This is a genomic window from Companilactobacillus nuruki, assembly GCF_002872255.1.
Lineage (GTDB): Bacteria > Bacillota > Bacilli > Lactobacillales > Lactobacillaceae > Companilactobacillus > Companilactobacillus nuruki.
This window is the reverse complement of sequence record NZ_NIPR01000013.1, coordinates 53,563-66,739: the sequence shown is the minus strand read 5'-3', so window position 1 is coordinate 66,739 and position 13,177 is coordinate 53,563. Positions and strand designations below refer to the sequence as shown.

12 protein-coding genes are annotated in these 13,177 nt (G+C 32.9%); 1 reads left to right on the top strand and 11 read right to left on the bottom strand.

The genetic code is table 11. The features are described from left to right. Positions 1 to 38: 38 nt before the first annotated feature. From CBP76_RS05860 to CBP76_RS05835, 6 genes are all read right to left on the bottom strand, one after another. Positions 39 to 647, bottom strand: coding sequence for an NAD-dependent epimerase/dehydratase family protein (locus CBP76_RS05860; protein WP_102196014.1), 609 nt, complete (start codon positions 645 to 647; stop codon positions 39 to 41). Positions 648 to 670: 23 nt separating this feature from the next. Further along, positions 671 to 1,591 (bottom strand): aldo/keto reductase, encoded by a 921-nt coding sequence (locus CBP76_RS05855; protein ID WP_102196013.1) that lies wholly within the window; start codon positions 1,589 to 1,591, stop codon positions 671 to 673. Between the two features lie 138 nt (positions 1,592 to 1,729). After that, positions 1,730 to 2,833: a DMT family transporter gene (locus tag CBP76_RS05850; protein ID WP_102196012.1), complete on the bottom strand. Its 1,104-nt coding sequence runs from the start codon at positions 2,831 to 2,833 to the stop codon at positions 1,730 to 1,732. 114 nt (positions 2,834 to 2,947) lie between these two features. After that, on the bottom strand, positions 2,948 to 4,828 hold the full coding sequence (locus tag CBP76_RS05845) for an LTA synthase family protein (RefSeq protein WP_102196011.1): 1,881 nt from the start codon (positions 4,826 to 4,828) through the stop codon (positions 2,948 to 2,950). 97 nt (positions 4,829 to 4,925) lie between these two features. After that, a complete protein-coding gene (locus tag CBP76_RS05840; protein ID WP_102196010.1) occupies positions 4,926 to 5,528 on the bottom strand; it encodes an NAD(P)H-dependent oxidoreductase in 603 nt (200 codons plus the stop codon). A gap of 131 nt (positions 5,529 to 5,659) precedes the next feature. Beyond that, a complete protein-coding gene (locus CBP76_RS05835) occupies positions 5,660 to 6,511 on the bottom strand; it encodes a YitT family protein (RefSeq protein ID WP_102196009.1) in 852 nt (283 codons plus the stop codon). A 134-nt stretch (positions 6,512 to 6,645) separates the two neighbouring features. On the opposite strand from CBP76_RS05835, the gene CBP76_RS05830 reads away from it, so the two are divergent. Further along, complete coding sequence (locus tag CBP76_RS05830; RefSeq protein WP_102196008.1) at positions 6,646 to 7,509, top strand: NAD(P)-dependent oxidoreductase; 864 nt, start codon at positions 6,646 to 6,648, stop codon at positions 7,507 to 7,509. A gap of 120 nt (positions 7,510 to 7,629) precedes the next feature. Here CBP76_RS05830 and CBP76_RS05825 read toward each other — a convergent pair whose 3' ends face one another. From CBP76_RS05825 to CBP76_RS05805, 5 genes are all read right to left on the bottom strand, one after another. Beyond that, on the bottom strand, positions 7,630 to 8,550 hold the full coding sequence (locus CBP76_RS05825; protein WP_102196007.1) for a sce7725 family protein: 921 nt from the start codon (positions 8,548 to 8,550) through the stop codon (positions 7,630 to 7,632). Further along, positions 8,547 to 9,254 (bottom strand): hypothetical protein, encoded by a 708-nt coding sequence (locus tag CBP76_RS05820; protein ID WP_102196006.1) that lies wholly within the window; start codon positions 9,252 to 9,254, stop codon positions 8,547 to 8,549. The genes CBP76_RS05825 and CBP76_RS05820 overlap by 4 nt, the downstream gene beginning before the upstream one ends. Beyond that, positions 9,244 to 11,616 carry an ATP-dependent DNA helicase gene (locus CBP76_RS05815; protein ID WP_102196005.1) on the bottom strand — a complete coding sequence of 791 codons (2,373 nt, stop codon included), beginning with the start codon at positions 11,614 to 11,616 and terminating at the stop codon, positions 9,244 to 9,246. Before CBP76_RS05815 ends, CBP76_RS05820 begins: the two co-directional genes overlap by 11 nt. Positions 11,617 to 11,756: 140 nt before the next feature. Next, positions 11,757 to 12,584 carry a putative RNA methyltransferase gene (locus CBP76_RS05810; protein ID WP_102196004.1) on the bottom strand — a complete coding sequence of 276 codons (828 nt, stop codon included), beginning with the start codon at positions 12,582 to 12,584 and terminating at the stop codon, positions 11,757 to 11,759. A gap of 11 nt (positions 12,585 to 12,595) precedes the next feature. Beyond that, positions 12,596 to 13,162 carry an SOS response-associated peptidase gene (locus CBP76_RS05805; RefSeq protein ID WP_102196003.1) on the bottom strand — a complete coding sequence of 189 codons (567 nt, stop codon included), beginning with the start codon at positions 13,160 to 13,162 and terminating at the stop codon, positions 12,596 to 12,598. Positions 13,163 to 13,177 lie beyond the last annotated feature (15 nt).

Below are 13,177 nucleotides of genomic sequence, written 5' to 3'. Positions count from 1 at the left end.
ATATTCAACACGGACTTATTTAAATTAACCAACTAAAGCTATTCATTTACTTCATCATTATCAATTTCTGAAATTCCTAAAGTTACATTCTCTTTGGAATTCTCTACGGCATCAATTCCAACTAAGGCAACCATATCAACCGTAATACTATGATACTTAGCAGTTGTATCAACCTTATCATCGCTTGTTACCATTGTTGTTGGACGCATGATAACAGTTCTGAAACTACGCTTATTCAAATTATCCTCTGCATCACGTTTAGATTGAATATAGCGCTTATTAGCTCCAGGAATATCATCCGCTGAAATATAAACAAAAACAGGAACCTTATTTTCTTCGGCTGCATCAGCGATATTCAATGCACTTTGATAATTAACCTTTTCAAAGGTCAAATTTTCATTAGGTTGTTCCTTATACTCTCCAATTGTATCAACAACGACATCAGCATCTTTTAGATATTCGTGCCAAAATCCCTTTGATAACGCATTACCGATCTTCCAATCAACTTCTTTATGCCATGCCTCATTTCCCAATGGTTCTCCGGTTCTTGAAACACTAGTTACTGTATCTCCATTTTCGATAAATGCCTTGGCAAATTCGCTGCCCAAGAATCCATTGGCTCCAAAAATTACTACCTTTTTTGACATAATTTTTTCTCCCTCTCTAAAATCTATTCAAAATCAGAAAATGCTTCATCAATTGTATGATAATCAGTATTTCCTAGATCGATATTCAATGCTTTAACATTTTGATCAACTTGTTCAGGCTTTCTAGCTCCGGGAATGACGATAGAAATATCAGGATTCTTCATATACCAAGCCAAAATAACCTGAGCAACCGTTGCCTCATACTTATTAGCAATCTTTCTAACCTTATCAATTGAATTTAAAATACTGTTAAATTGCTCTGGAGTATATTGATCAAATTTCTTAACATCAGCACTACTATATTTACCAGTTAAAAGACCAGATGCTAGTGGGAAATATGGTACAAAAGAAATATTATTCTTTCTTAAATATGGAAATAATTCTTTTTCTGCATCACGATGCAATAGACTATAATTATCTTCAACAATATCTACTAAACCATCTTTATTTGCTTCTTTAATTTGATCAAGCGAAAAGTTAGAAACTCCAATGGCTCTGATCTTTCCACTCTTCTTCAATTCATTCAAAGCTGCAACTGATTCATTCTTAGGTGTTTTTTCATCAGGAAAATGAATATAAAAAATATCAATATAATCTGTTTTCAAACGTTTCAAAGCATCATCAACAGTCTTTTTCAAAAATTCTGGATTGTTATTATTTTTTAAATCATTATTTGGATCTTGAGCAGCTTTTGTAGCAATAACTAATTTGCTTCTATCATAATCTTGGATTACATCACCGATAATTTCCTCAGACCTACCAACACCATACATATAAGCTGTATCTAGTGTAGTAATCCCGTTATCAATAGCCTCTTTGACGACTGCATACCCGTCTTCATCTTTTAAACCTTTGAACAGATTATGCCCGCCAACCTTATTAGTTCCTAAGCCTAATTTCTTGCTAGTTACTTCAGTATTACCAACTTTTATCAAACTCTCCATTTAAGAACCTCCTCATTTGAAAACGTTACCTTTATAATAGCTCAACTCTGATAAAAAAAATAAAATTATGCATACTTTGTAAAAAAAGAAGATTTAGTGACCACTTAATAGTCACTAAATCTTCTTTTCATTGCTACTTTAATCTTCAGATGGAGCTTCATGTCTCTTGCTCTCTAGTGACTCGCGAACAGCCTCTTCAGTGGCTCTACGATGTTTAGCAAGTTCACTATTTTCAATTTTATCTTTAACAATTTCTAGTTCATCGACCTCTTGATGTGCCTCAGGATTATTTCGTCTAAAAATTGCCATAACACTATATGCAATCTTTTCACCCATGAGTGTAATCAATGAACCTAACAGAATAACCACAATACCAAAAATAGTATTAGCAGTCATTGCTTCGCCCAAAACAACCAAGGCCAAAACTGGTGCCAAAGCTGGTTTTACCAAGAAAATCAATGAGGCTTGTAAAATACCAACTTTTTCCATTGAAACAAAGTACAATCCAAAAGCCACACCGGTAACAAGCACTGAAATGTAAAGAATCAATGGTAACGTCTGAACCGTGATTCCTTTAAAGAAAGGAATGTTAGCAAATTCAGAGTAACTACTTGGAATAGCTTTAGCAACAGCTGGGATATGGCTGATACCCATTAAAATACCTAATTCACTAGCACCGAATAGAAAAGCTAGACAGGTCATCGATAAACCATTCAAACCAATTTTGTTTCCATTAACACGTGACATAACACCATAAATACCAAAAATAATTGATGATAACAATCCCAACATAATTCCCATTGCACCTGATAGATGGAATGGATTAATAATAATCAGCAAACCAACTAATGTTAAAACCAAAGCTAAAACATTAGTTCTTGATAATTTTTCTTTGAGGAATACAAAACCAATAATCAAACCAAAAATCGGATTAGCGCTCAACATAATTGCAATAACAGAAGCCTTAGTCATACCAATAGATAATTGATATAACGTCATACTCAACACGACAATAACAAAGCCCGTTAAAGCAATGCGACCCCAACCTGATTTAGATATTTGAACATGGTTCTTTTTAAGGTAAAGAATCGTAAATGGTAATAAGGCCAGCCCTCCAATTAAGAAACGTACGAAATTCAATTCGATTGGATTAAACTGTCCTCCAGCAATCTTTAGCGCAATTTCCATTGAGCTAAATAAGAACGTTGGTATCAATATATATAGAAAACCCTTTAAATTCAAAACTTAATGTCATCCCCATTTTTTGTAAGTGAATAGTTTAAGTGTACACCCCATTATGTAGGTCATTAAAATGAAAATGTTTTCAAAGATCAAAAACCCGATTTATTTCTTGCTCTACTTATTAATATACGGCTTACTATAATTTTTTCCTGCGGTTAAATCATACTGTACTAATTTATAGTCATGTATCAATTGCTTTTGTTTCTTAGTCAATTGTTTAAATGATATTTCCTTGCTATCTAAATTGACATATAAGCTCTCACTTTTACCATAACTATTTTTAGCCATCGCTGGTAGCTCCTCTTGCACCCTTGTTAACAAGGCATAATATGGAGTAACCTTTTGCTTCATTTGCTTGAGGGCTAAAGGAATAAATCCGTTAGGATCAGTTACGGCCGTGTTATCATCAATTTTTTGCGTTCCATAATTATGTTCCAAAGCATATTTGTTACTGTAAATAAAATAATCAGTTTCATGTTCAACCACATTATATTTGTACAATGAATTTTTATCATATAAACCTGGCAGATGGTCTCCATACCAAACTACTGTGATCGGTTTATCAACCTGATCTATTTTATCCAAAAAATCTTGAGTTGCTTGATCAGTATAATTAATTCCCTTAGCATAATTAGCAACCTGTTGAGGGATGCTGGCAGCATGACCTTTATAAATAAATTGATTATCAGAATACATAACATTATATGGCATGTGGTTTTGCATCGTTACTAAACTAATAAACTGACCTGATTTGTTTTGATTAACTTGATTCAAAGTATCTTCATATGAAGCTTCATCGCTGACATATTCACTTGTCTCAAGTTTGCTCTTATGTTTTAAAGCCAACCTTCCTTTAGAATCAATGCTTTTAAAAGTTTGAAATCCTAACTTTGGATAGACAGTATCTCGGCTATAAAAATTACTGTAATAGGGATGTAAAGCAGTTGCATTTTCAAAATTATTAACAATATTCACAGGATGTTTTTGTTTGATAACCAACTGTGTATAAGGAGATTGCAATGACCTCGAAAATTGATTGAACGCCAAACCAGTAAATGCCATATATTCCATATTGGCCGTTCCACCACCATAGCCAGAACTCAGCATTAGACCGGAGGTATTGTTGGACTTAATATTATTTATATTTGGGGACGCATCTTGATTCATTTTTACATTGGGAACTCGGTCGGGATTAGCAAAACTCTCACTTAAAACAAAAATCAAAGTCTGTTTATTCAGATCTTTGTTGGGACGATCTTGATTAATCTGGTCTGCGACTGTTCGATATTTTTTAACCAGTTTATTCATTGACGCTTCACTATATCCGCTCGGTTCATCCATGACTTTAACATGCATATTTCCCAAAAATGTTAATAAAGGGCCACTGACACTAGCAGTCATACTAATATTGGGTGTGAAATTAGAATACCCCGATGCCGTCATTACTTTATTTATAACAGAACCTTCTTCATTTACATTATAAAAACTCCCAATGCTAACAATTCCTAAGCATATTAAAACTATTCTTGTAATAGGTTTAAATCTCAACAACTCTACAGAAAAGATTTTTTCCAAAGAAACAAAAATCGCCACAATTAATATAATTGCTAGAATAACCAATAAAACAACCCTGAAAGTAACCATTGTCAATAACTCTTTGGTATTAGTTAAAAACAGCAAATCAGTTGGCAGGATTGGTTCGGAACGATATTTCATTTTCAAAAGATTGGCTACTGCATATATTGAAAAGAAAACATAATATACCGCACTAGCATAAAAGAACCGATTAATAATTGCATACATAGCCAAATAAAGCAGTACCAATATTAAAACCGTAATCAAATATTGAACCACATATGCTTGAAAAAGATATAGATTAGTTTGTTCAAATGATTTTGTTTGACTGATATTTAAAATATATCCTGTTAAAAATGCCGAAAATATTACAAAAATAAATTGAAAATAGTATATTCTTTTAGATTTTTTTCTATGCATAACCCCTTACCCTCATTTTGTCATAATATCATATATCAAAAAAATGTTATTGATATTAAGACATTCAAAACGAATCGTCCAACAAAAAAAATAGCCATCATAAATTTGAATGGCTACTTACTTTATTTAGATACAAATCTGGAAGCTCATCTAAAAATTGATTGCGCTTTGAATCACTTGTCGTATTGACCTCACCAAAATGAATCCAATTAACTTTCTGAGGTAAGATTCCCATATCATTTAACGTACGATTGATAAAAACTGCTTGAATAGGATCGCCACTATGATCAATTAAATACTCTTTGGTCACCGTAGATGTCGTTATAACTGTTACCTTCTTAATATAAGATAACAATCCTTTCCAACCTTTTGACTCATCATAAGCAAAGCCACTTAACATCACTTTATCCAAAAAACCTTTAAGAATAGCTGGCATGCTCTGCCACCAAATTGGAAAAATAAAAATCAATTCATTTGATCCTGATATTCTCCTCTGATATTTTTTTACCAAGTCATCACTAGTCTTACCCTGACTATGCAATTGCAAATCCTTTTCAGTCATTATTGGATCGAAATCATCAGCATATAAATCAATTATCTCAAATTCTTCATCATTAATTGAAAAATAATTCGATAATCTATTCATAATTTCATGATTGAAGCTACCTGCATAAGGATGAGCGTAAATAATAGTTTTCATATTAAAAATCTCCTTGTCACTTCATATCATTAGTATAATACGATTTGCAGGGGTTTTAGATTCAAAAACAGGTGTTATTTATAGTCATATTTGGATTATTGTATATGTCTGGCTAATGATAAATCTAGATATCAGTTATCATTAAATTTACCCGAAATAGACATCGTTGGTTGAATATTAATGAACGCTTCTGGATCAACGCCCATGATCACCTTTCTAGCAAAGAATAATTGGTACTTAGTCAATACCATTGTAATAGAACCAATTTCTTCACCAGAATAAGCCCCTTTGAGATGGTAATCTAACGTTAATCCTCGATTAAGCGACTTGAGTAATTCTTGAGAAATTTCATCAATTTTATGTGTATAAACTGTAACAGTGATTTTTTGTTGTTGAATATACATTTTATCAATTACAACGGTTGTTATATATATTGAAATAATTGTATAAAGAGCCAACTCCCATCCAAATGAGAAACCAGCTATTGTAATAATAATTGCATTAATTACAAAACTTATTTGTCCAACTGATCTTCCCGTATTCCGCTGAACGATTAAAGCAATAATATCAGTTCCACCAGTAGAAAATCCATAACGAAAACATACTCCTACACCAGCGCCTGTTAAAATACCACCGAAAACAGCTGATAGCAAGGGATCTTTAGTAATCGGATATAGCGGTATAATCAAAATGAAGAAGGAGGCTGATACAACTGAGATAATGGACAGAATCGTGAACTTCTTTCCTAATTTAAACCACGATAAAATTACCAATGGCAAATTAAGTAAAGCATACCAAAGATAAACAGGTGTACTCATATGCGCAAATTCTTCTAACAAGTTAACGATTAACTGCGACGCACCCGTTACACCACTAGTATAGAGTTTGGCCGGTTGTAAAAGTAACTGAATACCTAAAGCCGATGTTACCCCGTAAAATAATGCTGCCAAAATACTTTTATAATAATCTTTGATGAATTTCATGACGTCCACCTCCTCTAATTCTCTATATTACAAGCATTATAGCAAACAAGTTCTATAAAAAAATAGCCTAAGCATATTATTAATAGCAAGATATTTCGTATAATATAATTAATTCAGTGATTGGAGGATTTATCATGCAAAAAATTGGTTTCATTGGTACAGGTGTTATGGGTAGCGGAATTATCAATAATTTATTAAACGCTAATTATAATGTTGATATTTATACAAGAACAGAATCAAAAGCTGAACCACTAATTGCTAAGGGTGCCAAATGGTACTCGACCCCTAAAGACGTAGCCAAAAATTCTGATATTATCTTTACCATGGTTGGTTTTCCACAAGACGTGGAAGATGTTTATTTCAAAGAGAATGGTATCTTTGCTGGACTAAGCTCTGGTAAAGTAATAGTCGATATGACAACAAGCACTCCCACACTTGCTAAGAAAATTGGTCAAAAAGCTGAAGAAATTGGTGTCGAGTCAATTGATGCACCAGTCTCTGGTGGAGATGTTGGGGCTCGAGATGGTAAATTAACTATTATGGTCGGTGGCTCCAAACAAGCCTATGAAACATTACAACCAATTTTTAAAATCATCGGCAAAAATAACCATTATTTTGGAACCTTCGGATCAGGTCAACATGCTAAAATGGCTAACCAAATCATGATTGCCGGAACAATGACTGGTTTAACTGAAATGTTTGTTTATGCTAAAGCGGCTGGACTTGATTTACAATCGGTACTTGAAACCGTTGAAGGTGGCGGTGGTGATAACTGGAGCTTAGAAAACTACGGTCCACGTATTCTAAACAATGATTTCGAACCCGGATTCTATTCCAAACATTTTCTTAAAGACTTGCGTATAGCTCTTGATGAAAGCGAAAAAATGCATCTTGATTTACCAGCTACTAAACAAGCTAAAAAACTCTATGAAAGGTTAGTAAATGAGAAAAATCTTGGTGATGATGGAACACAAGCCTTGATAAAACTTTGGTGGTAACCCAATATATTAAAACAAACAACTCTAGTAATCAACTTACGATTACTAGAGTTGTTTGTTTTAGAGGAAAAAACTATATTTTATTCTTGTTTTGAAGACATGACTTTTCACTAATTAACCTTATTTAATATCCAAATTTAACAAACGATTCATCAGTTGAAAATGGTGCATTAATGACAATTTCTTAACCATTCCCAATCCAGGGAACTTGTCTTGATTATTATACTTCAGCAATTCCTTTAACGCTGGAGTTGCGTTCAGGCCATTGATATTTTCTTCACACCAAATAACCATTTTATTAAGTGCTTCAAAAAACTTTTCTTTTTGACCACTCATTTTTTCATTACTATCAGATACAAAATGATGAATTCTTAAACTTCCATCAGCAGTTACATAGATTAAATGTAGAGCAATTGCTCTCGAAGGCATCCCTTTATCAAAATAAACATGTCCAACCATCGAATAATCACTATATCCATCATAACCTCCTACTTGCTGATACCAATAAGCTGGTTCAAAAAATTCATCTGTTAATTCAGAGTAATCTTCGACATGTTTAACAAAGGTCAACGGATCAGCCAATAAAACAGATTTATTAGCTGTAAATTTATGTATCCTTGCCTCATCAGGTATTAACACTTTGTCCACATGTTTCAACAATTGACTGTTTTGATAAACTTTTAACAACTCATAATTTTTAGCTATCAATAAAGATTCTTGTTTATCCACAGTTTTAAGAAAATCACTACTAAAATCCGCCGCCAGAATTGCACTTGGATGAAAAAAATCCAACTTATTAACCTCAGGCAGTGGATAAAGTTTTGTATCATTCAATCCATAGACACTCACTTGTGGATTAGCTACTACACTAAAAGGCTGTCGATTTTTAATTATTATTTGTACCGTTTCTTGTAACTCCTTGGAGTCCCTTACTGGTTCAATAATTGGAATAATATTTGGACCAATCTCTCCTCGCTCAGATAATTCCTTTAGAGCCAACAAATCATATCTTCTTCCCCGCAGATAAGGATAATAAATCATAATTTATCCTCCAAGTTTGGTTTTGGCTGTAATTGTAGCTTCAATTCCTGATATTCAGCATTTCTAGCATCCAATTCTTCTTGTAACGCCGTTATAGCATCATCCTTTATTTCATCAATAAATCGATCATATAAATTATGCTCTGGCTGATAAATATCATAGCCTGCTTTGGAACGTTTCTTTAATTCTTTAAACAGCCTATCATCGGAATATAATTGCAATCCTTTTTCCACTTTTTTAGCTTTATCAACTTCTCTAAATAATGATGAAATAAAATGGCTTGTTAATAGTTTTTCATCAACCTGTAATTCTTGATATTGTGCCTTTTTAGCAACCGTTAAAAAACCTGGTGAGCGCAAGGTTTGAGGTGAGTTTTCCACAGCCTTTTTATCAAATTCTCGATAAATTAAAACCCCAATGTGAGTAGGTATTTCTGCCTGAACCTCCTCATACAATTTTTGTGGTAGAACGAAGTAATTATAGTTGCCAATAAATGACAATTTAGCTTTTGAATGGAAATCATTTTTCGTAACCTTTAATTCATAACAACGCCATTCAATTTGATCACCTATTTGCTGATAACTCAAAGTGTCAACTATTCCCTTACTCTCAGGCATTGAAACCTCTTCAACTACGTATGATCCTTGTTCATAACAATATTGATAAAGAGTGCTCTCCAAATTCTTTGTCAATTTAGTTTTCATTTTTATGTTCCTTCCAAAAGTTATCCACCGAACTTGTTAATTGTTTAAGTGAATTTATTCTTTGATAGTTTTGCCAATGTTGTGGAAAAAGTTTCGTATAACGAGTCATTGAAAATCGCTGATCTAATAATAAAATTATTCCTACATCGTGACTACTTCTAATCAATCTACCAGCAGCCTGTAAAACATTATTAAATCCTGGTAACTGATAAGCATATTCAAATCCTTGATGACTTTTTTTATCATAATAGTCACGAATCAAATTATTTTCAGCACTTAATCCTGGTAATCCTACACTGACTATTGCTACACCTATTAATTTCTTACCACGTAAATCAATTCCTTCAGAAAATATGCCACCTAATACACAAAAACCTACAAGTGTATCTTTATTTTGAATTTGAAATTGATCTAGAAAATCCTGACGATCCTGATTATCCATTTCACCTACCTGAGAAATAGTTTTTACCTCTGGATAACTGTTCTCAAAAGCTGTCTTTATTTGCTGTAAATAAGTATAGGATGGAAAGAAAAATAAATAATTTCCTTTTTGTCCATTTACCAATGCTTTCAAACTCTCAATAATCTTTATCTGGTTTGCTTCCCTTTCACGATAAGTCGTTTGAATATAATTAGTAATCAAGATTTCCTGATTGCCAATTGGGAAAGGCGATGGTAATTGATATGCTAAACTTTTTTCCGTACCGCCTAAAACTCTTTGATAATAGTCAATTGGTGATAACGTGGCCGAAAATAAAACTGCACCTAAACCTAAATCAAGCGACTTATCAATAAAATCACTTGGATCTAAGCAAAGTATTTTCACAACGATATTCTTACCATTTGAAAATATTCTAGTTTTATAACTTTTATTATATAAGGCTCCAATTTTAGTGAATGTTAGGCAATCGAAAAAATAATCTTTCACATCTTCCAGAAAGTCAGACGGTTTTTGTTCTGCCATCCAATCACTCGCAAAATCACTGAATTTACTAATTGCTTTTAACAGTTCCTCTGGTTCATCTTCAGTAATTAGCTCTTCTTTAAATTCATCCTTCAAAGTCCGTTTAATTCTATTAAAAATTAGACGAACTTTTTTTAATTGCTTTTGAAACTTCTCACTCGATTTTGTGGGAATATCTTTAGACTCTTTCAATAACTTGGATATTTTATTATCACTAATTTCAGCCGAATACATTGATCTGGCTCGGCCAACCAAATTATGGACCTCATCAATCAAGAAAAAGTTATCAGTATCTTTTTCAACAAAGAACCTTTGTAAATATACTCGTGGGTCAAATAAATAATTATAATCACAAATAATGACATCACAAAAAAGTGAAGCATCAAGTGAAAACTCAAATGGATCCACACTATGTTCTTTAGCATATTTTTCAATCACACTTCTAGTAATCGAATCTTCATTATTCAATAAATCAGCTAACGCTGGTTTAAGTCGATCATAATACCCAATCATATATGGATCTTCTTCTGGTGGAACATCTTGCTCTGGAAAACGGATTTTATCCTTAGCTGTTAGCGTTATACTCTTAAGCCTCAATCCCTTTTCAGACATTAAATTTATCGCTTCCTCTGCCACATAACGCGTGCTTTGTTTAGCAGTTAGATAGAATAATCTCTGAATCATTTCCTGGCCCATTGCTTTAATTGCGGGAAATAAAGTTGAGATTGTCTTTCCCGTTCCAGTAGGTGCCTCTACAAATAAGCGTTTTTGAGAATAAATTGTTTTGTATACTGCCCCTGCTAATTCATGTTGACCAGTTCTGAATTTTGGAAAGGGAAAATCTAAGGCCTTGATAGAATCATTTCTGGTTTTCCTTAGTTTGGAACGTAGAGTGACCCAATATTCATATTCATCAATTAAACTTTGAAAAACCTTTGTTAATTCATCACGTGTAAAAATCTTTTCATCAGTTGTTATTTCTTCTGTGCTGACGCGAAAGTATGTCAATCGTAGCGTTACATTATCTAATTGTGGGTGTTCCTGTAAAGTTAAATATCCATAGACCTTTACCTGTCCCCAATATAAATCCAAAGTATTATTGCTTAATTCTTCATATGGTTGATCTGACGTTTTGATTTCCTCAATCAATATTTGATCATCTGTGATAGTCACCCCATCAGCGCGACCTGATAAAACAAAGTCTTGACCATTCAAAGTTAAATTTTTTTTGAGGTAGACTTCACTTTCATAATTAACGTCCTTTGACCTTATCTTTTGTAGTCGACGATGAATTCGTGAACCATTTTGAACAGTGTTTTGGCTATTTTTAGTCTCATTCAAGTCGCCGCTACGCAAAACAAATTCTACTAGCTGACGAATCCCAATTTTGGTCGACATAATTTACTTCCTCTCAAATCACTAAATAATATTGTAAAACATACGTTCGATTTTGTCTGCAATGATTTTATCAAATTTTTCAAAAAAAAATTCTAAGCAAAGGATTCAATCTTTACTTAGAACTAATCTTAAGTTACTTATTATTTAGATTTTCCAACTAAAATAGTAGCGCCAACAGTAATCTTATTAACTACATCCCAGTCTATCAAACTATTATCAACATTAAACAATAACGGCGTCATATTGATAAAAGCAGCTCTTTCTTCCTTAGAAACTGTATAGGTCTGAGTGGCATCAATCTGATCCATTATTTGATAATGTTCTTCGAAATAGTCCAAAACTTTCTTATTAGAATACTTTGGCTGTTTCAATTGGCCTTGGGCCTGTTGCCTCAATTCCTGAACATGATATTGATTGGGAATTACCTTCAAAACATATCCATTTGGAGATAGAATTCGATTAAATTCATCATAATTTGCTGGCGAGAATACATCTATTATTCCATTAATTACACCGTTTTGAATCGGTAAATGTGCTAAATCACCAATAAACCACTTTACCGGTGTGTTTATCCCCCTGGCCGCTAACTGAATTGAATCCTTAGAAATATCAAAAGCTAAAATATTATTAGTGATTTGAGAAATCTTTTTAGAATAATAACCTTCTCCGCAGCCTACATCCAAAATATTACTCAATTTTAGATCCGTAACCAATTTAACTAATTTATTAGCAATATGATCGTACATTCCCCGTTCCAAAACTAAATGACGATTTTCAAAAGATTCCAAATCATAATTTTTTTGTTGCTTATTATTCAATATCAAATCAACAAAACCTTTTTTGGAAATATCAAAATTATGACCATTACAGCAAATTAAACTATTTTCATTAAAACTCAAATTCTCTTTGCAAATTGGACACTGAAAGAATTGATTACTGTCACTAAATTTTTGAATTTTATTATTCATTAAAAAACACCTTATTTTTCCTCTTGAGATACTAACTGTGGCATATCATTCTTTAAAAACTTAGCTGCAAAATCATTGTCATAAATCCAAGCATTAATTTGGCTTTTAGACAAAATCAAAGGCATTCGATCATGTACTTTAATCATAGATTCATTTGGCTGGGTTGTGAATAGGATGCTCCGTGGCACATTGTCAAAATAATTATAACAGCCAGCAATAAATAAAGTTTCCGGATCATTACTAAAATTAAATTTGTACTTCTGTTTAGACTTATTCCATTCAAAAAATCCTGTAGTAGGGTATACACAACGCCGCTTTTGAAAAGAATCTGCAAACATTTGTTTTTGCATAACGGTTTCAGAACGAGCATTTATAATTGATTGTCCTGCTTTAAAACCTGAAAATCCCCAATTCATTCCAACAACCTGTACTTGTTTTTGACCAGCAATTATTAGAGCTGTTTCATCAGTAGGAAAAACCTCCCCCGTTTTGGGATCATATCCATTATCAATTGCTAATTGATAGATCCTTTTGATCTCCGGATTTCTATCTGGTTGAAACATATAGCGTCCACACATACAAATTCCTCCAAA